Origin of the sequence: Nocardia sp. 852002-20019_SCH5090214, assembly GCF_001665865.1 — a bacterium.
Taxonomy (GTDB): domain Bacteria; phylum Actinomycetota; class Actinomycetes; order Mycobacteriales; family Mycobacteriaceae; genus Nocardia; species Nocardia nova.
The window spans coordinates 1-23,942 of sequence record NZ_LZMK01000105.1 but is presented as its reverse complement, the minus strand read 5'-3'; the positions used below and the strand labels follow the sequence as shown (position 1 = coordinate 23,942).

Sequence of the window (23,942 nt, the reverse complement as noted above, 5' to 3'; positions counted from 1 at the left end):
CGCATCCGGTAGCTCTTACGAGTGCCGTCGTCGTGCATGACGGTGATGTAGTCGGCCGAAACCTCTTCCACCACACCCGGCTTCTCGTTGACGACGACGTCGCCGGCGTCCACCGCGGCACGCAGCTCCATACCGGTGCCGACCAGCGGCGACTCGGAACGGATCAGCGGCACGGCCTGACGCTGCATGTTCGCGCCCATCAGGGCGCGGTTGGCGTCGTCGTGCTCGAGGAACGGAATCATCGCCGTCGCCACCGACACCATCTGGCGCGGGGAGACGTCCATGTAATCGACCTCGGCCGGGGAGACGAATTCCATCTCCTCGTTACCACGGCGGGCGAGCACGCGGTCGTCGAGGAAGTTGCCGTCGGCGTCGACGGGCGAGTTCGCCTGGGCCCGGACGTGCCGGTCCTCCTCGTCGGCGGTCAGGTACTTGACCTCGTCGGTGACGCGGCCGTTCTCCACCTTGCGGTAGGGGGTCTCGATGAAGCCGAACGGGTTGACCCGCGCGTACACCGACAGCGAACCGATCAGGCCGATGTTCGGGCCTTCCGGGGTCTCGATCGGGCACATGCGGCCGTAGTGCGAGGGGTGCACGTCGCGGACTTCCAGGCCGGCGCGCTCACGGGACAGACCACCCGGGCCCAGCGCCGACAGACGACGCTTGTGGGTCAGACCCGACAGCGGGTTGTTCTGGTCCATGAACTGCGACAGCTGCGAGGTGCCGAAGAACTCCCGGATCGCCGCCGTGATCGGGCGGATGTTGATCAGGGTCTGCGGGGTGATGGCCTCGACGTCCTGGGTGGTCATGCGCTCACGCACGACCCGCTCCATACGCGAGAGGCCGACGCGCAGCTGGTTCTGGATCAGCTCGCCGACGGTACGCAGGCGACGGTTGCCGAAGTGGTCGATATCGTCGACGTCGACGGGGACCTCGACGCCGCCGGGCACGGTCATCGAGTTGTCGCCCTGGTGCAGACGCACCAGGTACTCGATGGTGGCGACGATGTCCTCGCGGGTCAGCGTCGAACCGGTGATCGGCTCGCCGGCGTTGACGCCCAGCTTCTTGTTGACCTTGTAGCGGCCCACACGAGCCAGGTCGTAGCGCTTCTCCTTGAAGAACAGGTTCTCCAGCAGGGTCTGCGCGGACTCCTTGGTCGGCGGCTCGCCCGGACGCAGCTTGCGGTAGATGTCGAGCAGCGCCTCGTCCTGGCCGGCGGTGTTGTCCTTCTCCAGGGTCGACAGCATGATCTCGGAGAAACCGAAACGCTCGGTGATCTCCTCGGTGGTCATGCCCAGCGCCTTCAGCAGCACGGTGACCGGCTGACGACGCTTGCGGTCGATACGCACACCGACGGTGTCGCGCTTGTCGACATCGAATTCCAGCCACGCACCGCGCGACGGGATGACACGGACGCTGTGCAGCGTCTTCTCGGTGCCCTTGTCGATGGACTCGTCGAAGTACACACCCGGCGAACGCACCAACTGCGACACGACCACGCGCTCGGTGCCGTTGATGATGAACGTCCCCTTGTCGGTCATCATCGGGAAATCACCCATGAAGACCGTCTGAGACTTGATCTCACCGGTGTTGTTGTTGATGAACTCCGCGGTCACGAACAACGGCGCCGCGTAGGTCATGTCCTTGTCCTTGCACTCATCGATCGAGGCCTTGACCTCTTCGAAGCGCGGATCGGAGAAGGACAGGGACATCGAACCGGAGAAGTCCTCGATCGGCGAGAGCTCCTCGAGCACCTCCTCCAGCCCACCGACCGGGCTGGCGTCGCCCCGGGCGATGGCCCGCTCACGCCAATCGGGGGCACCGACCAGCCACGCGAACGATTCGGTTTGTAGATCGAGAAGGTCCGGAACCTCCAAGGGCTCACGAATCTTCGCGAAAGACACCCGCTTCGGGGCTCCGGGAATACCGGCCTTGGTCTGGGTGGAGACTGCCAAGATGCGTCCTTCCAGCACCTCACGCGCGTCGCCCGGTGCCTGTACGTACAAGACACCAAGCGACCGTCGCTTGTCTGCTACGAGTTCTGCTGGTTACAACCCGGACAAAACCCGAACAGCAAACAACGGAAGTAACACCTCAACGGTGGAACTTTCGTGATGCGATCAAGGAATGGACAGGAGGCAGCCAGCGCAAAGTCCAAACCTACACCCACGAAGAAGGGGTGTCAAAGTACCATCCGAACCGAGTTCCGGATGTTCGGCGCGCCGGACCCGCTTCCGCTGGCTGCGTTCGAGTCTCCGGCGGCGCCTCGACCTGGGTACTCGACCCTGTCACAGCTGCCGCTGTTGTGAATAGCGTGACGGTTCGGACGTAAGTCGTCAAGTGGCGAGACCACCTCGATAACTGCGAGATCCCCTGTGGCGCTGGCGAATCACACCGTCACGCGGGCGAATATCCGCCGCTGAGCTGGGAAGATTCCGCAGGTGACGGGCTCGAACATACTTCCGAATCCGTCTGGGCCACTCAACGGTCGGCGATCTCGCTCGCCAGCCAGTGACCGTCCACCTTCTGCATGTGCAACACGATCGGACCCGAGGCGCTCTCCTGCGGAGCGCCGTTCTTGGTCGCGCTGACGGTCAGATTCACCAGCAGTTCCGCCCGATCATCAGTGAGCAAAGTCACACCGATCGGATCGGGGGTGGCCTGCGCGGTCGACTGCGCCTGCTGGATCGCGGAGATCGTCGTATCGGCGAATTTGTCGAAATCGCCGCGCATCTTGCCTGTGACGACCTTGTGCACGGCGTCCTTGTAGCCGCCGACGGTCTTCACGTCGTAGGAATAGACCGTTTTGAGCGCGTTGTCGGCAGCTGCGGTCACTTCCTGGGTGGCCTTGGTGTCGACGAAGGCCTTGTTGCCGTCGTCCACCCCCGGCTTGAAGGCCGCGACCACGGCGAACGCCGTCAGCAGCAGGCTCGCCACGATCAGTCCCGCGGCCAGACCCCAGGTGGCCAATGCGGGACGCGGCAGCCGGCCGGGGCGGGGCAACTTCCGGGGCCGGCGCGACGCCACCGGCGGGGCCGGGCGGGTGCCCGCGGCACCCGCGCGCACGGTCTTGGTGCGTGATTTGGCTTTGGCGGGCTTACCGGCGGGCTTGGCGGACTTCCCGCCGGATGCGGCGCGATCGGCCGCGCCGCGACGCCGGATCGTGCGATCGGCGGCGTCGGACGAGCGATCGCCGGGTGTGAGCCGGGGGGAAACCTTGTTGATCGGCGGACGGGATGCCATCGGTGTACCTCTCCTACGATCCCGGCTGGGGGGCGGGCGCCTCGGACGGATTCGCGGGCGCCGGCGCCGGCGCGGCGTTTCCGTTCGCGGGCGGCTGTGCCGCCCCGGCGGGACCGGGGGTGTCCAGCGACACCAGCTGGCCGAGCGAATTGGCCTGCTCGGCCTTCCAGGTGTCGCCGTCCTTCTTCATATCCAGCGTCCAGGTGGCCCGGAAGGACTGCACCGGAACGTTGGGCGCGGTCTGCGTGAGTTTCAGCACCACGATCGCCGAGGCCTTGTCGCGCTCACTGTCCAGCGAGCTCAGCGCCGCGCCCAGCACCTTGCTGTCGATCTTGGTCTTCGACTTCTCGGCGGCATCCTTGATGCGGTCGTGGTTCTCGTTGAGCTGGGTCAGCATGTCGCCGGTCATCGAGGACCGCATGGTGGTGATCGACCCCTCGACATCGCTGGGATTCATCGAGGTGAGGTTGATCGCCGCCTGCCGGGCCGCATCCAGCGCGGTATCGCGCGCATCGGCGCGCGGACCGTCGGTGAACCACATCGCGCGCACCCAGCCGGCGCCGAACCAGGCCGCCAGCACCAGGGCCGCCACCAGCCACACCGCCGCGACCGAGGTCACGACCGTGCGTAGCGTCGAGGAGCTGGGCCGGGCGGCGGCCGGCGACGGATCAGCTACCGCCTTTTCGGCATCGTCCGGCGGCTCCACCGCAGGTTGCGAGGAGGGGTTGGGCAGATCAGAACTCACAGCGACACCCTAGCGTCGTCGGTTTTCCGGACTTGCCTCCGTGCCCGCCTCACCGCTTCGGAGTCACTCCGATGAGAGTGGCCAGCTGGATGGCGACGGGGCTCAGGTTGAGCTTGTCCGGATCGGTCTTGGGCTTGGAATCCCACGGCTGCGGGACATTCGGATCGGCGTACTGCGCACGCGCGCCGCCGCGGACGTCGGTCGGACTTCCGAACGGCACCGTGCATTTCGCGTCCGTGTTGAACGGGAAATCGTCACGGGTGTCGTCGAAATTGGGGTTCTGCGCCTTCATCTGGTCGAGAATGCGCTGAGTTCCCTCGTACCCGACGGTACAGGCCGGTGGGTTGTTGGTTTCCAGCACCAGGCCGAAGTGGGTCGTACCGTCGCCGGGCGCGGTCGCCGAACCACCGACCGACAGCAGCGGCAGCATCTGCAGCAGCGGCTTCAGCGTGTAGGTCTGCGGCGACACCGCCTGCAGCAGCAGCCGCAGATTCGACAGATCCGTGGTCAGCGGCTGCGCGCTCTGATCGAGCAGCTTGCCGATCTGGTCGCCGGCGTCGGCGCCCGTGCCGATCAACCGCCGGATATCGGGATCGTTGGCCCGCAGCTGCACCGCGAGCCGATCCAGGCCGTCGCTGAAGGTCCGGATCGCCGGAGACTGATCGGCTTGCGTGCCGAGTACGGTCTGAGCGTCCCGGATCAACTGCACGGTCTGCGGCAGCGCCCCGATTCCCGTCTGGGAGAACTTGTTCAGCGAATCGACGAGGATGCGCAGGTTGTCGCCCTGTCCGTCGAAGGCCTTACCGAGTTCGGTGACGGTCGTGCTCAACGCCGTCAGATCCGTCGTGCTCGAGAAGTGGTTGACGCTGGCGAGCAGATCCTCGACCGGAATCGGGGTCTCGGCACCGTCGATGACCGAGCCGTCGCGCAGGTAGGGCCCCTTCGCCGTATCCGGCACCAGATCCATGTACTGCTCACCGATCGCCGAGCGGTTGGCGATCACGGCCTTGGCGCCGGCCGGGACCTTCGGCTTCCCGGAATCCAGCTCCAGATAGATCATCACGCCGTCGGGGGTGACATCGAGCGAGTCCACCCGCCCGACCGGCACACCGCGATAGGTCACCTCGGCGCCCTTGGACAGGTTGGCGGTGGTCTTCGCCTTCACCTTCACCTGATACTGGCCGAAGCCGAGCATGTGGTCGAGGTGGATGTACTTCGCGCCGACGAACACCACGCCGAGCACGGCGATCACCGCGAAGGCGACCAGCTGGTAGCGCACCAATCTACTCATCGCGGCTTCACTCCCAACTGATCCAGAATCGACCCGATCGGGTCACCCGGCTTGGCCGGGGCCGGCGCCACCACGGTCGGCGGCAGCGGCACCAGCGATACCGTCGGCCAGCCCGGCCGCGGGCCGTTGCCGTTGTAATACGGATTGGTCGGATCCACCGGCACCGGCGGCCCGTACTTCGGCGGGATGTACACCGGATCCGGTTTGCCCACACCGAGATTCGACATCAGGACGCCGATCTGCGTATCCACCGACAGCCAGGTGTTCACCGAACCACCGAAGGTCGATTTGATCGCCTCGTCCGGGAACGGGTAAGTCGGAATGAGGGGGAAGGCGGTCACCAGATCCGGCGCCGAACGGCCCAGCTCCTGCAGCGTCGGCCGCAGCGACTGCAGATCGCGGATCAGGTTGTCCTTGGACCGGTCCAGCACGTCGACGCCCGCCTGACCGACCCGGTCGAGCTGCTTCAGCAAGCCGATCAGCTGCGGCCGCTGCTCGTCGAGAATCTTGATACCGGCCGGCAGCTCGTCGAGGATCTTGCCGATCTGATCGGACTGCTGCCCCACCCGGCTGGACAACGTGCCCAGGCTGTCGAGCGCGTGCTGGATATCGGCAACCTGCTGGTTGAGGCCGTCGATGAGGGTGTCGGCCTGATCCAGCAGCGACCGCACCCGGTTCTCCCGGCCGGCCAGCGCCTTGTTCAGTTCCACCACGATGGGCTGCAGCTGCGCCACGCCACCACCGTTGAGCAGCAGCGACAGCGCACCGAGAACCTGTTCGATCTCGACCGCGTGCCGGGTCCGGTCGACGGGGATGACCGCGCCGTCCTTCAACCGATCGGGCGAGGCCTCGTCCTTCGGCGCGGACAACTCGACGAATTTCTCACCGAGCAGATTGGACTGCCGCACCTCGGCGTGCGCGTTGGCGGGCAGCTTCACCGACGAGTTGACCACCGTGTGCACGCTGGCGGTCCAGCCGTCCGGGGCGACGTCGATGGACTCCACCCGCCCCACCGGCACACCCTCGACCTTGACCGCCGACTGCGGCACCAGATCCAGCACGTCGTCGAAGCGCACGTCGATATGCATCGGGTGGTCACCCACATCGGCGCCGCCGGGCAGCGGCACGCTGTAGATACCGTCCGACGAGCACGAACCCACCAGCACCGCGGTCACGCCGACCACCGCGACGGCACCCAGTCCGCGGGCCGTCCTGCGGAATGCGAAGGGCGTCATCGCTGGCCACCTTCCTGCTGCGACGGCGGCTGCCGGTCCGACGGGGTGCCCGGCACGCTGCCGGGAGCCGGGGTCTTCTGGATGTTCTCACCGCTGAGGATGCCGAACGGCAACACCAGCGACGGCGTCTGCACACCGTCCTTGATCTGATCGGTGATCACCTTGCACTGATCCAGAATCGGGCGCATCTGCCGGCTGATCGCATCGAATTTCGGGTCGCCCGGCCGCAATTGGCCGAGGTCGAGCATCTTGCAGACGGCGCCGAACGGGTTCTGCAGATCGGTGAAGTTGGCACGCATGTCCAGCGTGCCGGATTCACCGTTGTGAATGTTGATCAGGTTGCTCAGCGCCAGCGGCAGCACCGGCAGCGCGTTCGCCACATCCTGGCGCTGGTCGGCCAGCGTCTGGGTCAGCTTGGTCAGCGCGTCGGCGTTGTCGGCCACCAGATCCCGGTTGTTGTCGATGAACCGGGCGACATCGCCGAGGGCGATCGACAGCAGATTCAGTGCCTGCCCGAGGTTTTCCCGCTCACCGGAGAGGAATCCGGCCAGATCCGCCAGCTGCGTGTTGAATTCGCGCACCTGCTGGTCGTTGACCGCCAGGGTGTGCACGAAGACCTGCAGATTCTTGATCGTGTCGAAGATGTCACCACGGGCATCGGACAGATACCGGGCGGCGTGCGAGAGCTGGGTCAGGCTGTTGGCCAGCGCGTCGCCGTTTCCGGTCAGATTCGCCGCACCGGTGCGGACCAGCTCGTTCACCGCGCCGTCCTTGTTGGCGCCGTTGGGCCCCAACGCATCCGACAGTTCCTGGATGCTCTTGTACAGCCGGTCGACCTCGACCGGGGTCGCCGTGCGGTCGCGCGGGATGGTGGCGTTGCGCGGCATCTTCGGCCCGCCCTTGTAGACGGGCGTGAGCTGGATGTAGCGGTCCGACACCACCGACGGCGTGATCTGAGCGGCCTTGGCGTCGGCCGGAATGTCGTATTTCCGGTCGACGTGCATGGTGACCTTCACCTGATCGCCCTGCGGCGTCACCGAATCGACCTTGCCCACCGGGACACCGAGGATGCGCACCTCGGAGCCCTCATAGATGCCGATCGACTTGTCGAAGTAGGCGGTGATCTTGGTGGTGTTGTAACTGCTGAACACCCACCACAGCACACCGGCGAGGACCACCACGGCGACCGTGCCGAGGGCGAGAGCGATCTTGGTGCCGCGGCCGGATTCCCGGATCGCGGTCAGCGGATCCCGGCGCGATCCCTTACCGAGAGCAGCCTGCATCAGTTGCCTCCCAGAGTGCGGATCGGCGGGCGGTTACCCGGAATCTCCGGCAGCGCCGGCGGGATCAGGTTGACGATCACCGCGTCGAACCAGCGCCCGTTACCCAGCACGTTGGCGTACAGGCCGTAGAACGGCGCCGCCAGCTTCAGCGTCTTGGAGATGTTCTGCTGATTGTCGTTGAGCATGTCGATGGACTTCTTCAGATTGGTCAGCGCCGGACCGATCTGCTGCTCGTTGTCGTGCACCAGCGCACTCAATTCGGCGGCAACGGTTTTCGCTCCGTTGAGCAGCTGCGAGATAGCCTGCTGGCGGACGTTCAACTCGGCCAGCAGCTGACCGCCGTTGGCCAGCAACCGCTCGAACTGCTCGTTGCGATCGGCGAGCACCTTGGTGGTCTTGTTGGTCGCGTTGAACAGGTGCTTGAGCTCTTCGTCGCGCTTGGCCAGCGTCTCCGACAACCGGGCGACGCCGTCGATCGAGCCGCGGATCTCCGGCGGGGTGCCGGAGAACGCATCCGAGAGCACCCGGAAGCTGGTGGCCAGCTGCGCGGTGTCGGTCTTCTCGATACTCGACGCGGCGTCGCTGAAGGCTTCGACCACATCGTACGGAGAAACCGTGCGCGACAACGGGATTCGCTTGTCCGGATCGGCCGGGTGGGAACCCTTGGGATCCAGCGCCAGATACTTCTGCCCGAGCAGGGTCTTGATCTGGATGGACGCGGTGGTGGCATCGCCGATCCACGCGTCCTTGGTCCGGAAGTCGACCAGCACGCGGTCGCCGTCCAGGCGCACATCGGACACATCGCCGACCTTCACGCCCGCGATGCGAACCTCGTTACCCTTTTTCAGGCCCGCCGCCTCGGAGAATTCCGCGGTGTAGCTGGTGCTCGCGCCGATGATCGGCAGCTTGTCCAAGAAGAACGCCGACAGCGCGACCAGCAGCACCATGAACAGGCCGAGCCCGCCCATGAACGCCGGGCTGCGCCTGCCGAAGAGAACCCGGTCTTCCATCAGCGGCCACCCTTCCCGTGACAGCGCGGCGCCGGGTTGGTGTAGACCGGCTGATTCACTGTCGGCATCTGGGCCGGCAGGTTCAATTGCGGCGCATCCTGCACCCCGGGGCCGGCGACGATATCGATACCGCAGAGATAGAACTGGAACCACGAGCCGTAGCTGGCCGCCCGGCCCAGTTTCTCCATCTTGATCGGCAGATTCTCCAGTGCCTGGTTCACCTCGCCGGAGCGATCGTTCAGCGTCCCGGTCAACTGGTTCAGACCGGCGATCGAACCCTGCAGGGTCGGCCGGGTGGGAACCAGCAGATCGGCGGTCGCCGAGGCGAGATTGCCCAGCGACTGCACCGCCGAGCCGATCGTGCCGCGTTCGGCATTGAGCCCGCTGACCAACGCCTCGGTATTGACGATCAGATCGTTGAGCTGTCCGTCGCGGGCGTTGACCGCATCCAGCACCTGGTTGAGGTTCTTGACGATCTCGCCGATCACGGCGTCCTTGTCGGCGATCTTGTTCGTCAGGCTCGCGGTGTTGCGCACCAGATCGGTGATCGTGCCCGATTCACCCTGGAAGACCTGGATGATCTCGTAGGACAGCTTGTTCACGTCCTCGGCCGACAGCGTCTGGAACAGCGGCCGGAAACCGTTGAACAGGGTGGTGAGATTCAGCGCGGGCTTGGTCCGCTCCAGCGGAATCGTGGCGCCCTCGGTGATCTTGCGGCCCTGCTGTCCGGCGCCCTGCTCCAACGCGATGTACCGCTGTCCCACGAGGTTGCGGTAGCGGATGGTCGCGGTGGTGGAGGCGGGCAGCCAATCCCGGTCGGTGAGCTGGAAATGCACCTCGGCCAGGCTGCGGTCGACGACCGACACCTTGGTCACCTTGCCGACCCGTACACCGGCGATGCGCACCTCGTCGCCCTTGTTCAGCGACGTCACATCACTGAACCGCGCCTTGAACTCGGTGCCGCCGCCGGAATAGTTGGCGATGGTGAGCGCCAGGAACGCGGTCGCGAGCACTGTCACGAGCACGAAGATGCCCAGTTTGGTCAGGGGTCCGCCCAGACCACGCAACTTTGCCTTCATCGCACACTCACCTCACTTCCACGCATCGCGGGGGCGCCGATCCGGCTCACCCAGCCGGGCACCTGATCGGGCGAAACCCCGTTCGCCGCACCGTAGATCGCACCCAGGGTGTGCTGTTCGGCGGGCGAACCCATACTCGTCGCGCTCTGCGCGCCGTAGACCGAGAACTGTGCCGGGGGCAGCTGACCGATGTTCTGGTCGCCCGGATTGCGGGTCGGCGGCTGGTAAGAGCCGTCGTTGGCCGATCCGGTCGGGTACTGACCGGGGTCCACGCCCAGCGGATATTCGGGGAAACATGCCGGCGGCCGGTTCGTGTCCAGCCAGCGCGGCTCGTCCTGATTCGGCAGATAACGACCACGCGGGTTGGTGATCTCGATCGTCACGCGCGAGCCCGGGGTATCGGTGCCCTTGCCGAAGATGTTGTCGATGCGCGGCTTCAGCTGCGCGAAGTTCTTCATCGTGCAGGCGTATTCCGGCGAGTACGTCGCCAGCAGTTCCAGCGCGCCCCGCGAATCGGCCGCGATGTCGATGATGTTGTCGTGGTTGGCCGTCAGGAAGTCGGCGGTCTTCGACGACGTCGGGGTCAGGACCGAGTACAGCGTGTCCAACTGCGAACGCTTCTGCACGATGGTGGCATTCAGCGTGCGCAGATTGTCGAAGGCATCCACCAGCTGCGGCAACGCGTCCGAATAGGTGTCGGCGACCGTCGCGAAGGTGTGGATGTCGTCCTGCAGCTGCGGCATCACGCCGTTGATATCGCGGAAGATGTCGTCCAGCCGATCGATGGTGTGGCCCAGTTCCTCACCCTGACCGCCCAGCGCCTGCGAGAGCGCGCCCAGCGTCGAGGCCAGATACTGCGGCGGAATCGCCTGCAGCAGCGGCATGATCGAATCCAGCAGCTGGCTCACCTCGACCGCGTTGCCGCTGGCGTCCTGGTACAGCGTCATCCCCGCCTGCAGATGCTTCGGGCTGGGCTGCTCGGGCCAGACCAGGTCGACATAACGCTCACCGAACAGGGTCTTCGGCAGCAGCCGGGCCGTCACATTGGACGGGATCTTCGAGGCCTTGTCCGGATCGATCGCCAGGTGCAGCGTCACCTTGCCGTTCGCGGATTCACTGGACCGCACCTCGCCGACATTGACCCCGCGGACTTTCACATCCGCGTTGCGGGTCAATGCGTTTCCGACGGTATCGGTGATCAGATCCACCTTGACGACCTTGACCCACACCTTGTTGTAGGACGCGATCGTCGTACCGAGAAACAGCGCCATCACCACGAAGAACACGATGCCCAGCGTGCGGATGCGGAGTTTCTCGGTAGAGCGCCAGAATTGCACACTGCGCGCGCTCATGCTCCCACCTTTCGGGACCGTTCTGCGTGGTTACGCACGCTGCCGCCTCCGAACCCGTCGGTCGCGCCGCGGCCCTGTCCGCTCATCCCGCGACCCGCACTGTTGTCGTCGTACCCCAGATCGCCAGGCTGAGGAAGAAGTCGAGGATGTTCACCAGCACGATCGACGCACGCACCGCGCGGCCCACGGCCACGCCCACGCCGGCCGGTCCGCCGGTGGCGTTGAAGCCGTAATAGCAATGGATCAGGATGATCACGAAGGCGAACACCAGCACCTTCACGAACGAATACAGCACGTCCTCGGGTGGCAGGAACAGACCGAAATAGTGGTCGTACGATCCCGTGGATTGCCCGTTGAACCACACGCTGATCTGCCTGGACGCTATGAACGTGCCGAGCAGGCCGACGATGTAGAGCGGAATGACCGCGACGAATCCGGCGATCACGCGTGTGGTCACCAGGAACGGAACGCCGGGTACCGCCATCACCTCGAGCGCGTCGATTTCCTCGGAAATTCGCATCGCACCCAATTGCGCGGTGAAACCACAGCCGACCGTCGCCGACAACGCCAATGCCGCGACCAGCGGCGCCAATTCGCGAGTATTGATGTAGCCGGTCAGGAAGCCGGTGAGCACCGAACTGCCCAGGGCGTCGAGCGCTTTGAAGCCCTGCAGGCCGACGACCACACCGACCGAGGCCGACATCATCACCACGACGCCGATGGTGCCGCCGATGACCGCGAGTGCACCCGAACCGAAGGTCACCTCGGCCAGCAGCCGCATGACCTCCTTGCGGTAATGCACGACCGTGCGCGGAATCCACGCGATCGCCTTGGAATAGAACGACATCTGATCGCCCGCGCGATCGATGACGTTCACCGGCGACTTGAGCGCAGCGCCTACTCGGCGCATCCGCCTCGAAAAGATCGGAGAACGCTGGGAAACAACCATCGTCACGAACCCTTGGCCGGGACAACCTGCAGGTACACCAACGTCAAAAGCAGATTGACGAAGAAGAGCACCAGGAAGGTGATCACCACGGATTGATTCACCGCGTCACCAACACCTTTCGGTCCCCCCTTGGGATTCAAACCTTTGTATGCGGCGATCACGCCCGCGAGCAGTCCGAAGATGAGTGCCTTGAATTCACCGATCCAGAGGTCCGGGAGCTGCGCCAGCGCGGAGAACGACGCCAGGTAGGCGCCGGGAGTTCCGCCCTGCAGCAACACATTGAAGAAATATCCGCCGCAGATGCCGACCACCGAGACCAGGCCGTTGAGCAACAGCGCCACCAGCATCATGCCGAGCACGCGCGGCACGACGAGGCGCTGCACCGGATCGATGCCGAGCACCTCCATCGCGTCGATCTCTTCGCGGATGGTGCGGGAGCCGAGGTCGGCAGCAACGGCCGAACCCGCGGCACCGGCGATGATCAGCGCGGTGACGACGGGCGCGGCCTGCTGCACAGTTGCCAGCACACTGGTTGCGCCGGTGAACGATTCAGCACCGAGCTGCTTGATAAGTGAACCGGTCTGCAATGCCACAACGGCGCCGAACGGGATTGCCACCAGTGCGGCGGGCAGGATCGAGACACTCGCGATGAACCACGACTGCTCAATAAACTCACGCCATTGGAAAGGCCGGCGCAGGGTGTTGCGTGCCACGGAAATGAGCAGCGCAAAAATATTGCCGGCCTGCGCAAATCCCGACTCGACCGGAGTGCGCAGCCGTGCCAGGGGTTGATTCACGGTTGCGTATGTTACCCGTTGGTTGTGTCGTGACGCACGGTGGTGTCGTACGTGCCGCCCTGATATTGCGGACCGTTACCCGTATACGCCGGAAGGACTTGTGTATCGCCGTTCTCTTCCATCGACTCACGGATCGCCACCTGCGCGGAATGCGGCAGGGTGTGCATGATCTCGAGTACGCGGCGGCGGCGGCGTTCCACGGCCTGGCGTACAGGCATGCCCGGGGTGGCCTTCATCTGCGGGATGATGCCCTCGATTTCCTCGGTGCCGTTGTCGTAGTGGCCGGCGTCGGCGAGCGCCTGCTCGCGCGCCATCTGGGCCTCGTCCTTCTCCTCCGACATACCGATCGGACCGACCATGCGGCCGTTGAGGAACTGCTTCACCACCGGCTCCTCCGACGTCAGCAGCACCTCGCGGGGACCGAACATGACGAGCTGGCGGCGGAAGAGCATGCCGATGTTGTCGGGCACGCTACGAGCCAGGTTGATGTTGTGGGTAACGATCAGAATCGTCGCGTCGATCTGCGCGTTGATGTCGATCAGCAGCTGCGACAGATAGGTCGTACGCACCGGGTCCAGACCGGAGTCCGGCTCGTCGACGAGGATGATCTGCGGGTCCAGCACCAGCGCGCGGGCCAGGCCGGCACGCTTGCGCATACCACCGGAGATCTCACCGGGCAGTTTGCCTTCGGCGCCGAGCAGACCGGTCAGCTCGAGCTTCTCCATCACGATCTGCTTGATCTCGGATTCGCTCTTCTTGGTGTGCTCGCGCAGCGGGAAGGCCACGTTGTCGAACAGGTTCATCGAACCGAACAGCGCGCCGTCCTGGAACAGAACGCCGAACAACTTGCGGATCTCGTAGAGCTCCTTGTTGGAGCAGGTGGTGATGTCGGTGCCGTCGATGTAGATCGAGCCGCGCTCGGGGCGCAGCAGACCGATCAGCGACTTCAGGAACACCGACTTACCGGTACCGGAGGGGCCGAGCAGAGCGCTGACTTCCCCCGTGGGCAGAGTCAGAGTGACATCCTGCCAAATCCGCTGGGACCCGAAAGATTTCGTAACACCTTCGGTCCTGACTTCGACGCCCACGCCGACCTCCATATTTCTTCTGACGAGCGCCCATGGCCGCGTCACCGTATTTCAGCGCGGTGTGACGCGTCACACTGGGGTGCGGCCACTGTATCGCATGCCGCTGGTGCAGGACACCCTACCTGACTGGTCGGTAGAAATGTCGACGGTAATGAGCTGGTCGCGGCGGTCCACAACATTCACCACGAAAATGCGAAAAGAGCGGCCCCGCAACGGGACCGCTCTTTTCCGGACTCGATTACCGCAATTACTTGACGGAAACCTTCGCGCCGGCCTCTTCCAGCTTGGCCTTGGCGGCGTCGGCGGCGTCCTTGGCGACCTTCTCCAGGATCGGCTTCGGGGCACCCTCGACCAGGTCCTTGGCTTCCTTCAGGCCCAGGCCGGAGACGATCTCGCGCACGACCTTGATGACCTGGATCTTCTTGTCGCCGGCACCCTCGAGGATGACGTCGAACTCGTCCTGCTCCTCGGCGGCCTCGGCGCCACCGGCGGCAGCGCCACCGGCGACAGCGGCAACCGCGACCGGAGCGGCGGCGGTGACCTCGAACTTCTCCTCGAACTTCTTGACGAAGTCCGAGAGCTCCAGCAGGGTCATGTTGCCGATGGTCTCGAGCAGCTCGTCCACGTTGGCCATGGTGTTTCCTTTCGGTAGTTCATCCCCGCGTCGGCGGGGAGATAAGAGTTGGTTTGTCGACTTGTTCGTGTCGGCTTATTCGGCGTCGGCGGCGGGAGCCGCCTCGGCACCGCCCGCGGCGCGCTGCTTGTCCTCGAGCGCGGCGAACAGGCGAGCCACCTGGCCGGCCGGCGCGGCGAACAAGCCGGCCGCCTTGGTCAGGTTGCCCTTCATGGCGCCGGCCAGCTTGGCCAGCAGCACCTCGCGCGACTCCAGGTCGGCGATGCGCTCGACCTCGGAGACCGACAGCGGGGCGCCGTCCATGTAGCCACCCTTGATGACCAGCGCCTTGTTGTCCTTGGCGAAGGTCTTCAGGGCCTTGGCGGCGTCGACCGGCTCACCGGTGATGAAGGTGATCGCGGTCGGACCGACGAACAAGTCATCCAGGCCTTCGACGCCCGCCTCGGCGGCCGCACGCTTGACCAGGGTGTTCTTGGCGACGGAGTAGGTGGCATTGCTGCCCAGCGCACGACGCAGCTGGGTGAGGCTGCCGACCGACAGACCACGGTATTCCGTGACCACGGTGGCCGTAGCGCTCTTGAACTGCTCGGTGATCTCCGCGACCGCGGTGACCTTCTCTGGTTTCGCCATACTTCGCCTCCTCTCTGGATGGTCGGTTCTGCGATGAACTACCGACTCACGGAGGCTGGGCCCGGGGAGGCTACGTCGACCCGGCGACAAAGCAAACGCCCCGGACGCAGAGTGGTCCCGGGGCGCACAGGAAACTCGACATGAACACACGGGCTCATATGTCGTCCCTCACCTCGGCTCTCCCTGCGTGGGCCGCCGGCAATATCGCCGGACCTTCGACTGCCTGACGGCAGCAACCAACGGTCTTCGGTAGAACGATTGGGGGTGATCGCCGAACTGGTCAGCGACCGCAGTACAGAATAGCGGATGAGCAGCTGAAACCCAAAATCGGCCGTCTCTGCAGGCCTCTGCTCCGCCGCGATTCCCGAAATACCGAAGGGCCGGCGGGGAAATCCCTACCGGCCCTTCGGATTCGAAAGCTACCTACGCTTACGCGTCCTCTTCGGTGAGGTTGCGGGTGCGGTTCGGGTCCACCGGGATGCCCGGTCCGGTGTTCGTCGAAATCGTCACCTTCTTGACGTAGCGACCCTTGGCGGTCGACGGCTTCACACGCAGGATCTCCTCCAGCGCGGCGCCGTAGTTCTCGACCAGCTTCTTCTCGTCGAAGGAGGCCTTGCCGATCACGAAGTGCAGGTTGGCCTGCTTGTCGACGCGGAAGTTGATCTTGCCGCCCTTGATGTCGTTGACGGCCTTGGTCACATCGGTGGTGACCGTGCCCGTCTTCGGGTTCGGCATCAGGCCGCGGGGGCCCAGCACACGCGCGATGCGGCCGACCTTGGCCATCTGGTCCGGGGTGGCGATCGCGGCGTCGAAGTCCAGCCAGCCGCCCTGGATGCGCTCGATCAGATCCTCGGCGCCCACGGCGTCGGCACCGGCGGCCTCGGCCTCGGCGGCCTTCTCGCCGGCCGCGAACACGATGACGCGCGCGGTCTTACCGGTACCGTGCGGCAGGTTGACGGTGCCGCGGACCATCTGGTCGGCCTTGCGGGGGTCGACGCCCAGACGGACGGCGACCTCGACGGTCGCGTCGGTCTTCGTGGTCGCGGTCTCCTTCGCCAGCCGGGTGGCCGACAGCGGAGTGTAGAACTGGGAGCGGTCGACCTTGGCGGCCGCCTCGAGATAAGCCTTGCTTCGTTTTGCCATGATTCTCTGTCCTGTTCGTAAGTCAGAAGTGGTTGTCGGGACTGGCCGTCCCTCCCACGCACATCCCGCCGGTCACCGGCGGAGACGGGGACCGTCAGTCGGCGACGGTGATACCCATCGAGCGAGCGGTACCCGCGATGATCTTGGCCGCCTGATCGATGTCGTTGGCGTTCAGATCTTCCTGCTTGGTCTTGGCGATCTCACGGACCTGGTCCATGGTGACCGTGGCGACCTTGTTGCGGTGCGGCTCGGCGGAGCCCTTCTGCACACCGGCGGCCTTCAGCAGCAGCTTGGCGGCGGGCGGAGTCTTCAGCTTGAAGTCGAACGAGCGGTCTTCGTAGACCGTGATCTCGACCGGGATGACGTTGCCGCGCTGCGACTCGGTCGCGGCGTTGTACGCCTTGCAGAACTCCATGATGTTGACGCCGTGCTGACCCAGCGCGGGACCCACCGGCGGGGCCGGGTTGGCCGCACCGGCCTGGATCTGGAGCTTGATGAGCCCGGCGACCTTCTTCTTCTTGGGGGGCATCTTTCTTTCCTTGGTTTAGGTTCCTTACGGACTTCCGTAAGCCTGTCCCGGGGGCGGAACCCCGGAAGTCTTAGATCTTCGCGACCTGCGTGAAGGCGAGTTCGACCGGGGTCTCGCGACCGAAGATCGACACCAGCACCTTCAGCTTCTGCTGTTCGGCGTTGACCTCGGAGATGCTGGCCGGCAGCGTCGCGAACGGGCCGTCCATGACGGTGACCGACTCGCCGACCTCGAAGTCGACCTCGATGGCCGGCTTGGACGCGGCCTCGGTGACGGTCTCCGACGTGGACGCGGCGGCACCCGCCGCGGCGGCGGCCGGCTTCTTCTGCTGCTGCTCGGCCGGGACCAGGAACTTGACCACGTCGTTGATCGTCAGCGGCGACGGGCGGGACGTGGCGCCGACGAATCCGGTGACGCCGGGGGTGTTGCGGACCGCGCCCCACGATTCGTCGTTGAGATCCATCCGGACCAGGATGTAACCGGGCAGCACCTTGCGCTGCACGTTCTTGCGCTGGCCGTTCTTGATCTCGGTGACCTGCTCGGTCGGCACCTCGACCTGGAAGATGTAGTCCTCGAGGCCCAGGTTCTGCACGCGGGTCTCGAGGTTGGTCTTCACCTTGTTCTCGTAACCGGCGTAGGAGTGGATGACGTACCAGTCACCGGGGGCGCGACGCAGCGCGGCCTTCATCTCGGCGACGGGGTCGGCAGGCTCTTCCGGTGCCGCGGGCTCCGCGGATGCGCCGGTCTCGGTCTCGTCGGTATCGGTGTCGCCCTCGACTTCGCCGGAGGACGCCTCGGTACCGTCCGAGACGGTCGCCTCGTCGACGGCCGTCTCCGCCGCCTCGTCGTCGACCGGGAACTCGTCGGTTGTGCCGTTCTCCGGGGTGCTCACTGGGCACTCGCTTCCTGTGTCGTCACGTACATCCACTACGCCGGAGGTGAATCCGGCGGATGGTTTCCGTCCTCGCGTGGCGGACGGCTAGCAGCGCCCATGGGTCGCTCCGCAGGCTCCGCTCCTGACGCACCCGGTCAGCTAGCCGAACAGCCAGTTGACACCCTTGATGAACGCCAGGTCCAACCCGCTGATGTACGCGACCATGAAGATCACGAACACCAGGACAACGCTCGTATAGGTGACCATCTGCTTGCGGTTGGGCCAGATCACCTTGCGCAGTTCCGCGATGACTTCCCGCAGGAACTTCACCAGACGCTTGAAGGGATTGCCCCTACCGCGTTCGGCGGTCTTCTTCTTCCCCGCCGACTTGGACGCCTTACGCGATGCCGAATCCGAGCTGTCACCACGGTCGATCGTGGCGACGGAGCCGGTGTCCGAGGAGGATCCGGCGCGAGCCCGGCGAGTCGACCGCTTACCACTCGGCCGGCTGACCGCAGCGGTGTCTTCGTCATCGGCGGCATGCGCGCCGTGGCGAATGTCCCGCTCGTCGCTCACGTGAACCCTCTCTCGTCGCTGGCATCCAGTGCAGGGGCGACAGGACTTGAACCTGCAACCTGCGGTTTTGGAGACCGCTGCTCTGCCAATTGAGCTACGCCCCTTCGGCTGGAATCGCAATGTCATCCAGCACGGTGCTTATTCAGTTGTGCCAACCCGGGGCCACACAACACGCGCGCCGCTCCGCCGGTGTGCCGGCCCCGGCGGTCACCCGCCCGGAACCAGCCCCTCAGAGCAGCGCGCAGTGGCTGGCGACCCCAGAAATCCGAGTGTACGTTACCGCCCCGGCGGATAGCCAATCGGGCCGTCCGCCACCGCGAAGCGGCTTACCGGCCCGCCGACCATCATGCCAGCTGCACCGTCGCGGTCGCACGTCCGAAGATCTTCCGGCCGCCGGATCTGGCGACGATCGCGATCACGGCGGTGCGGTTCTCCGGATCCACCGACTTCACCTTGCCGGTGTATTCGACCTCGGCCGGATGATCGCTGGGCACGTAGACGGGGCTGGTGAACCGCACGTTGTATTCCTTCACCGCGCCCGGATCACCGAGCCAGGAGGTGACGAATCCGCCGCCCAGGCCCATGGTCAGCATGCCGTGCGCGACCACGTTGTCCAGGCCGGCGAGTGCCACGACCTCGTCGCTCCAGTGGATCGGGTTCGCGTCACCGGAGACGCCGGCGTAGTTCACCAGATCGCCGCGGGTGAGCCGGACGACGCGAGTCGGCAGCTCGTCGCCGACGGCCACGCTGTCGAACGAGCGCGTGTGGCTGCTGACGGTGACCTCGGGAACGGTGGTCACCGGCACCGGGGGCGCGGTGATGGGCGGCTCGGCGGTGGGACGGTCGGGGGCCTCACCCATGCCGTGCATGAGGATGTTGCGGACCGCGTCGGCGATATTGGGATCGACGTCACCGCCGCTGCGGCCGACCAGGGTGGTGTAGGTGGTGAGCACCAGCTCGTCGTTCTGCGCCGTGACGATGTTCTTGGTGACGATGATGTCGCCGCCGAAGGCCTGCCGGAACGAGTGCAGGTAGACGTCGCAGGTGAGCTGGTCGCCGACCCGGATCGGGCGGTGGAATTCCAGGATCTGGTCGGTCTGCATGATCTGGCTCAGGTCGTAACCCGTGACGACCTGCTCGAACAGCTTGCGCTGAGCCAGGATGCCGACCAGGGAGATGAATGTCACCGGTGCGAGCAGGCCGTCGTGGCCGTAGTCGCGGGCGACGCTCTCGTCCCAGTGCGCGGGGTGGTAGTCCTGCACCGCGCGTGCGTACTCGCGCACCTTCTCGCGCCCGACCTCGTAGTAGTCGTCGACGCGGTAGTGGTGCCCGACCATGGCGGCGGCGTGGGCCGAGGGGTCGAACGGTTCACTGTCGGCGGTCTGCGCGTCCACGGCATCGGTTCCGGTGTTGATTGTCACGGAGAGTAGGTCCCTATCTGACTCCGCTACCGGGAGTCTGCGGAGCGTGAAACTACCGCATGTACAGCAAATGCCGGAGCGGGTCGGGAAACCTGCTCCGGCATGGAGTGCTGCATGGGTCGGCGCGGTCCACGAATATCCGGGAAGGTCATCGACAGACCTCCCTGAATCCGGGCGCCGACTTCGCGCGCGGCAGCGTGCACGCGATGAGATCTAGCGAGATTCGCGGTGCGCCCGGTGGGTGCCGCAGTTCGGGCAGAACTTCTTCAGCTCCAGACGATCCGGGTCGTTGCGCCGGTTCTTCTTGGTGATGTAGTTGCGATGCTTGCACTGCTCGCAGGCCAAGGTGATCTTTGGCCGGACATCGGTGGACTTCGCGGCCACGATTATGCCTTCTTTCCGGTCAACCTAGAGGGTCAATCAGTATGGGTAGCGATGGCCGGACTCGAACCGGCGACACAACGATTATGAGTCGTTTGCTCTACCGCCTGAGCTACACCGCCATATGCGCGGCAATGCGGGCGGAACCAGGTTCGGCTCTGTGTGGAGTGCCGAGTCGGTCACCACCGGCAATCCGGCGAGCCCCCTAACGGAATCGAACCGTTGACCTTTTCCTTACCATGGAAACGCTCTGCCGACTGAGCTAAGGGGGCATGGCTACATTCGCTCCGAACTCGAATCCTCGAACCCGGGGCGCTGAAGCCTTGAACGAGGTTACACACTCCCCGGCAAAGTTACCAAACCAGCTGGTAAGAGCCGTATTTTCTGCACCGGCTCCGCCGCCGCGAACGAACGATCCCCCGAGGTTGCCCCGAACGGTGCTAGGACCGAGAACGACCGCTCGGCAACCGACACGAGAAACGCCACCGGCTGGAAGGGGGGTCCGGGGGGCGAAGCCCCTCCGGCGTGGGGGTGTGGGGGCCGGGCCCCCACAAATCACCCTCGAAAATGACGAGGGCTCCTCCCGAGTAGGAGGAGCCCTGAGAGGGTGGCGGATGAAGGATTCGAACCTCCGAAGCTTGCGCGGCTGATTTACAGTCAGCTCCCTTTGGCCACTCGGGCAATCCGCCTTTCGCACTGTTGCCAGCGCGCAGAGCAGAATACAACGACCAGGGCGCCCGGATGCAAACCGGCTGGCCAGCGGGGGTGCCGTGACCGCTGCGCGGCGGCCGGGGTAGAAAGTTCCCTACCGGAGTTCCGGGTGAAATGTGAGCCGTCAGACAGGAGCGCAGCGTGGCCGATTCGTCATTCGATGTCGTCAGCAAGGTCGACCGGCAGGAGGTCGACAACGCCCTCAACCAGGCGGCCAAGGAGCTCAACACCCGCTACGACTTCCGCGGCACGGGTGCGAGCATCGAGTGGTCGGGTGAAGAGAAGATCGTGCTGTCGGCCGAATCCGAGGAACGGGTGAAGGCGGCGCTGGAGGTGTTCAAGGAGAAGCTGATCCGCCGCGACATCTCGCTGAAGGCCTTCGACGCGGGCGAGCCGGCGGCCTCCGGCAAGACCTACAAGATCACCGGAACCCTGGTCCAGGGCATCTCCCCGGAGAACGCGAAGAAGATCGCCAAGAAGATCCGCGACGAGGGCCCCAAGGGCGTGAAGGCGCAGATCCAGGGCGACGAACTGCGGGTCAGCGGTAAGAAGCGCGACGATCTGCAGGCCGTCATCGCCCTGCTCAAGGGTGCGGACCTGGACGTGGCCCTGCAGTTCGTCAACTACCGCTAGTACCTGCGGGGCCCGCCCGCCATGTGCTCGAGGCGCTGGATGCGTTCGCCCATGGGCGGGTGGGTGGAGAACCAGCGCGCCATCTTGTCGCCCGCCCGGAAGGGGTTGGCGATCATCAGGTGTGACTGCGCGGTCAGCTGCGGCTCGGGCGGCAGCGGCGCGGCCTGGGTGCCGCGTTCGAGTTTGCGCAGCGCCGAGGCCAGGGCCAGCGGGTCGCCGGTGAGTTCGGCGCCGTCCTGATCGGCCTGGTATTCGCGGGAGCGGGAGACGGCGAGTTTGATCAGGGTGGCGGCGATCGGGCCCAGCAGTGAGACCAACAACACGCCGAGGATGTTCGGGCCTTCACCGTCGCGGCTGCCGCCGCCGAACATGCTCGCGAAGAAGGCCAGGTTGGCGAGGCCGGAGATGACCGCGGCGAGGGCACCGGCCACCGAGGAGATCAGGATGTCGCGGTTGTAGACATGCGACAGTTCGTGGCCGAGCACCGCGCGCAGTTCCCGTTCGTCGAGGATCTGCAGGATGCCGCTGGTACAGCACACCGCCGCATGGCGCGGGTTGCGACCGGTGGCGAACGCGTTGGGCGCGTTCGTCGGGCTGATGTACAGCCGCGGCATGGGCTGGCGCGCGGTGGTGGCCAGCTCGCGCACGATCTTGTACATCACGGGCGCTTCGAGTTCGGATACCGGCTGCGCGTGCATGGCCCGCAGGGCCAGCTTGTCGCTGCTGAAATAGGCGTAGGCGTTCATGCCCACGGCCAGCAGGATGGCGATGATCAGAATCGTGGGGCTGCGGAACATCGCACCTGCGAACACGATCAGTGCCGACAGGCCCACCATCAGCCCGAAGGTCTTCAAACCGTTCGCGTAACCATGCATGTCGGATCAACGATCGGCGGCGAACTCGGGTTCCGCCCGCGGTCCGGCTCTCCGCGCTGCGATATCGATCACACCAGCGCGAACCGGCTGTCCGGGCACCCCGTCGGCCGCCGCGACGGAAGGCTCAGCCGACCCGCTCGATGGTGTATCGGACCAGGCGTTCCAGCGCGTCGTTGGCCGGGCCCTGCGGCAGGGCCGAGAGTTCGGCGTGCGCGATATCGGCGTAGCCCTGCAGCTTCTGCTTGGCCAGCACCATGCCTCGCGAGCGCGAGAGCAGTTCCAGCGCCTCGGCGACCTCGTCGTCGGATTCCAGCGGCCGGGCCAGCAGCGTGCGCAGCCGGTCACCCTCGGCGCCCTCGTCGCGCAGCGCGTACAGCACCGGCAGGGTGTGCACACCCTCGCGCAGGTCGGTGCCTGGCGTCTTACCGGACTGCTCGGATACCGAGGAGATGTCGATGATGTCGTCGGAGATCTGGAAAGCGGTGCCGACGGCGTCGCCCAGGCGTGCCAGCCGCTCGACGTCGTCGAGGCTCGCGCCGGAGAAGGTGCCGCCGAAGCGCCCCGACGCGGCGATCAGCGAGCCGGTCTTCTCCCACACCACCCGCAGATAGTGTTCGACCGGATCCTGAGATTTCTTGGCGCCCAAGGTTTCCCGCATCTGACCGGTGACCAGTTCGGCGAAGGTCTCGGCGATGATGCGCACCGCGTCCGGGCCGAGGGTGGACACCAGCCGCGAGGCGTGTGCGAAGAGGTAGTCGCCGGAGAGGATGGCGATGCTGTTGCCCCATCGGGAGTTCACACTGGGGGCGCCGCGGCGCATGGACGCCTCGTCCATCACGTCGTCGTGGTAGAGCGTGGCCAGATGCACCAGTTCCACCACCGTGCCGGCGGTGATCAGATCGGGGTCGGTCGGGCGCGGGCCGAGCTGGCCGGTGAGGATGGTGAACAGCGGCCGGAACCGCTTACCGCCGGCGCGCGCCAGGTGCAGCGCGGCTTCCAGCAGGAAGTCCTCCCCATCGGAGAGCTCGCTGACCAGCAGCTTCTCCACCTCGTCGAGCCCGTTGCGCACGGTCGCCGCGAGCTCGGGATCGCCGAGATCGACCCCGGCAACCACGGTGCTTTCATCGCTCACAGCCGATGCACTCATGTCTTCTCCCAATGCCGCGTCCGTCCCCACACCGAAGAACCTAGCGTGTTGCCCTCCCCGCTCCCATGAACACCGTCACTCTGCCTGTGGCCTCCGCTTCGCTCCGGCGGGTTTTCGGCCCCTTGGGCCTCGATTTTTCCCTCCTCCGCTCAGTCGCTGCGCTCCCTCGCTCCGTCGGTCCAAAATCGAGGCGGGCCGAAAACTGGGTTGGAGCGCCGTCCCGGAAGTGCATACCCAGAAGTCGGGTTGATTCATGGCCACCGTGCGAGTTTAAGGCGTGCCCACCCTAAAAGCTGTATCTTCGGCCTACGCTTCG

At 65.4% G+C, this 23,942-nt stretch carries 22 protein-coding genes, 4 tRNA genes and 1 pseudogene; 1 reads left to right on the top strand and 26 read right to left on the bottom strand.

The window, feature by feature from the left end; genetic code table 11:
- From A5780_RS08820 to A5780_RS08705, 24 genes and pseudogenes are all read right to left on the bottom strand, one after another.
- Window positions 1-1,973, bottom strand: a pseudogene (locus tag A5780_RS08820) (DNA-directed RNA polymerase subunit beta); the annotation flags it as partial.
- A gap of 508 nt (window positions 1,974-2,481) precedes the next feature.
- A complete protein-coding gene (locus A5780_RS08815; RefSeq protein ID WP_064908189.1) occupies window positions 2,482-3,243 on the bottom strand; it encodes a hypothetical protein in 762 nt (253 codons plus the stop codon).
- 13 nt (window positions 3,244-3,256) lie between these two features.
- Entirely contained in the window at window positions 3,257-3,988 is a 732-nt protein-coding gene (locus A5780_RS08810; protein ID WP_082940820.1) for a hypothetical protein, read from the bottom strand.
- A 49-nt stretch (window positions 3,989-4,037) separates the two neighbouring features.
- Window positions 4,038-5,279 (bottom strand): MCE family protein, encoded by a 1,242-nt coding sequence (locus A5780_RS08805; protein ID WP_063015376.1) that lies wholly within the window; start codon window positions 5,277-5,279, stop codon window positions 4,038-4,040.
- Window positions 5,276-6,514, bottom strand: a complete 1,239-nt coding sequence (locus A5780_RS08800) for an MCE family protein (protein ID WP_082857112.1) — start codon at window positions 6,512-6,514, stop codon at window positions 5,276-5,278. The genes A5780_RS08805 and A5780_RS08800 overlap by 4 nt, the downstream gene beginning before the upstream one ends.
- Window positions 6,511-7,797 carry an MCE family protein gene (locus tag A5780_RS08795; protein WP_081879585.1) on the bottom strand — a complete coding sequence of 429 codons (1,287 nt, stop codon included), beginning with the start codon at window positions 7,795-7,797 and terminating at the stop codon, window positions 6,511-6,513. Before A5780_RS08795 ends, A5780_RS08800 begins: the two co-directional genes overlap by 4 nt.
- Complete coding sequence (locus tag A5780_RS08790) at window positions 7,797-8,807, bottom strand: MCE family protein (protein WP_063015377.1); 1,011 nt, start codon at window positions 8,805-8,807, stop codon at window positions 7,797-7,799. Before A5780_RS08790 ends, A5780_RS08795 begins: the two co-directional genes overlap by 1 nt.
- The gene (locus tag A5780_RS08785; protein WP_174554990.1) at window positions 8,807-9,886 is read right to left on the bottom strand and encodes an MCE family protein; all 1,080 of its coding nucleotides are present in this window, start codon (window positions 9,884-9,886) and stop codon (window positions 8,807-8,809) included. Before A5780_RS08785 ends, A5780_RS08790 begins: the two co-directional genes overlap by 1 nt.
- Entirely contained in the window at window positions 9,883-11,238 is a 1,356-nt protein-coding gene (locus A5780_RS08780) for an MCE family protein (protein ID WP_030516283.1), read from the bottom strand. The genes A5780_RS08785 and A5780_RS08780 overlap by 4 nt, the downstream gene beginning before the upstream one ends.
- Window positions 11,239-11,320: 82 nt before the next feature.
- Window positions 11,321-12,148 (bottom strand): ABC transporter permease, encoded by an 828-nt coding sequence (locus A5780_RS08775; protein WP_086006975.1) that lies wholly within the window; start codon window positions 12,146-12,148, stop codon window positions 11,321-11,323.
- Between the two features lie 41 nt (window positions 12,149-12,189).
- Window positions 12,190-12,984, bottom strand: a complete 795-nt coding sequence (locus tag A5780_RS08770; RefSeq protein WP_051025193.1) for an ABC transporter permease — start codon at window positions 12,982-12,984, stop codon at window positions 12,190-12,192.
- 11 nt (window positions 12,985-12,995) lie between these two features.
- Complete coding sequence (locus A5780_RS08765; RefSeq protein ID WP_063015378.1) at window positions 12,996-14,084, bottom strand: ABC transporter ATP-binding protein; 1,089 nt, start codon at window positions 14,082-14,084, stop codon at window positions 12,996-12,998.
- A 235-nt stretch (window positions 14,085-14,319) separates the two neighbouring features.
- The gene (rplL, locus tag A5780_RS08760) at window positions 14,320-14,706 is read right to left on the bottom strand and encodes a 50S ribosomal protein L7/L12 (protein ID WP_063002280.1); all 387 of its coding nucleotides are present in this window, start codon (window positions 14,704-14,706) and stop codon (window positions 14,320-14,322) included.
- Window positions 14,707-14,781: 75 nt separating this feature from the next.
- On the bottom strand, window positions 14,782-15,336 hold the full coding sequence (gene rplJ / locus A5780_RS08755) for a 50S ribosomal protein L10 (RefSeq protein ID WP_030516278.1): 555 nt from the start codon (window positions 15,334-15,336) through the stop codon (window positions 14,782-14,784).
- A gap of 429 nt (window positions 15,337-15,765) precedes the next feature.
- A complete protein-coding gene (rplA, locus tag A5780_RS08750; protein WP_064908188.1) occupies window positions 15,766-16,479 on the bottom strand; it encodes a 50S ribosomal protein L1 in 714 nt (237 codons plus the stop codon).
- A 94-nt stretch (window positions 16,480-16,573) separates the two neighbouring features.
- Window positions 16,574-17,008, bottom strand: a complete 435-nt coding sequence (rplK, locus tag A5780_RS08745) for a 50S ribosomal protein L11 (protein WP_030516276.1) — start codon at window positions 17,006-17,008, stop codon at window positions 16,574-16,576.
- 70 nt (window positions 17,009-17,078) lie between these two features.
- Entirely contained in the window at window positions 17,079-17,900 is an 822-nt protein-coding gene (nusG, locus tag A5780_RS08740; protein ID WP_064902346.1) for a transcription termination/antitermination protein NusG, read from the bottom strand.
- 141 nt (window positions 17,901-18,041) lie between these two features.
- Complete coding sequence (gene secE, locus A5780_RS08735; protein ID WP_030516274.1) at window positions 18,042-18,458, bottom strand: preprotein translocase subunit SecE; 417 nt, start codon at window positions 18,456-18,458, stop codon at window positions 18,042-18,044.
- Window positions 18,459-18,489: 31 nt separating this feature from the next.
- Window positions 18,490-18,562, bottom strand: a tRNA-Trp gene (locus tag A5780_RS08730).
- 240 nt (window positions 18,563-18,802) lie between these two features.
- The gene (locus tag A5780_RS08725; RefSeq protein WP_063015420.1) at window positions 18,803-19,873 is read right to left on the bottom strand and encodes a fused (3R)-hydroxyacyl-ACP dehydratase subunits HadA/HadB; all 1,071 of its coding nucleotides are present in this window, start codon (window positions 19,871-19,873) and stop codon (window positions 18,803-18,805) included.
- A gap of 219 nt (window positions 19,874-20,092) precedes the next feature.
- A complete protein-coding gene (rpmG, locus tag A5780_RS08720) occupies window positions 20,093-20,263 on the bottom strand; it encodes a 50S ribosomal protein L33 (RefSeq protein ID WP_011211653.1) in 171 nt (56 codons plus the stop codon).
- Window positions 20,264-20,309: 46 nt separating this feature from the next.
- Window positions 20,310-20,382 (bottom strand) — tRNA-Met (locus A5780_RS08715).
- Between the two features lie 77 nt (window positions 20,383-20,459).
- A tRNA-Thr gene (locus A5780_RS08710) sits at window positions 20,460-20,532 on the bottom strand.
- Window positions 20,533-20,868: 336 nt separating this feature from the next.
- Window positions 20,869-20,949, bottom strand: a tRNA-Tyr gene (locus A5780_RS08705).
- A 163-nt stretch (window positions 20,950-21,112) separates the two neighbouring features.
- Here A5780_RS08705 and A5780_RS08700 point away from each other — a divergent pair.
- Window positions 21,113-21,604 (top strand): YajQ family cyclic di-GMP-binding protein, encoded by a 492-nt coding sequence (locus tag A5780_RS08700; RefSeq protein WP_030516272.1) that lies wholly within the window; start codon window positions 21,113-21,115, stop codon window positions 21,602-21,604.
- Here A5780_RS08700 and htpX read toward each other — a convergent pair.
- Both htpX and A5780_RS08690 read right to left on the bottom strand, forming a co-directional pair.
- Window positions 21,601-22,479: a zinc metalloprotease HtpX gene (gene htpX / locus A5780_RS08695; protein ID WP_063015380.1), complete on the bottom strand. Its 879-nt coding sequence runs from the start codon at window positions 22,477-22,479 to the stop codon at window positions 21,601-21,603. The two genes, A5780_RS08700 and htpX, sit on opposite strands and share 4 nt — an antisense overlap.
- A 124-nt stretch (window positions 22,480-22,603) precedes the next feature.
- Entirely contained in the window at window positions 22,604-23,626 is a 1,023-nt protein-coding gene (locus tag A5780_RS08690; RefSeq protein ID WP_030516270.1) for a polyprenyl synthetase family protein, read from the bottom strand.
- Window positions 23,627-23,942 lie beyond the last annotated feature (316 nt).

Coding starts and splice junctions, on each gene's coding strand:
- rplJ (WP_030516278.1), bottom strand. CDS start 15,336: ATGGCGAAACCAGAGAAGGTCACCGCGGTCGCGGAGATCACCGAGCAG.
- A5780_RS08690 (WP_030516270.1), bottom strand. CDS start 23,626: ATGAGTGCATCGGCTGTGAGCGATGAAAGCACCGTGGTTGCCGGGGTC.
- A5780_RS08780 (WP_030516283.1), bottom strand. CDS start 11,238: ATGAGCGCGCGCAGTGTGCAATTCTGGCGCTCTACCGAGAAACTCCGC.
- A5780_RS08775 (WP_086006975.1), bottom strand. CDS start 12,148: ATGCGCCGAGTAGGCGCTGCGCTCAAGTCGCCGGTGAACGTCATCGAT.
- rplL (WP_063002280.1), bottom strand. CDS start 14,706: ATGGCCAACGTGGACGAGCTGCTCGAGACCATCGGCAACATGACCCTG.
- A5780_RS08765 (WP_063015378.1), bottom strand. CDS start 14,084: ATGGAGGTCGGCGTGGGCGTCGAAGTCAGGACCGAAGGTGTTACGAAA.
- A5780_RS08800 (WP_082857112.1), bottom strand. CDS start 6,514: ATGACGCCCTTCGCATTCCGCAGGACGGCCCGCGGACTGGGTGCCGTC.
- A5780_RS08795 (WP_081879585.1), bottom strand. CDS start 7,797: ATGCAGGCTGCTCTCGGTAAGGGATCGCGCCGGGATCCGCTGACCGCG.
- rplK (WP_030516276.1), bottom strand. CDS start 17,008: ATGCCCCCCAAGAAGAAGAAGGTCGCCGGGCTCATCAAGCTCCAGATC.
- A5780_RS08805 (WP_063015376.1), bottom strand. CDS start 5,279: ATGAGTAGATTGGTGCGCTACCAGCTGGTCGCCTTCGCGGTGATCGCC.
- rplA (WP_064908188.1), bottom strand. CDS start 16,479: ATGGCAAAACGAAGCAAGGCTTATCTCGAGGCGGCCGCCAAGGTCGAC.
- A5780_RS08790 (WP_063015377.1), bottom strand. CDS start 8,807: ATGGAAGACCGGGTTCTCTTCGGCAGGCGCAGCCCGGCGTTCATGGGC.
- htpX (WP_063015380.1), bottom strand. CDS start 22,479: ATGCATGGTTACGCGAACGGTTTGAAGACCTTCGGGCTGATGGTGGGC.
- A5780_RS08815 (WP_064908189.1), bottom strand. CDS start 3,243: ATGGCATCCCGTCCGCCGATCAACAAGGTTTCCCCCCGGCTCACACCC.
- A5780_RS08785 (WP_174554990.1), bottom strand. CDS start 9,886: ATGAAGGCAAAGTTGCGTGGTCTGGGCGGACCCCTGACCAAACTGGGC.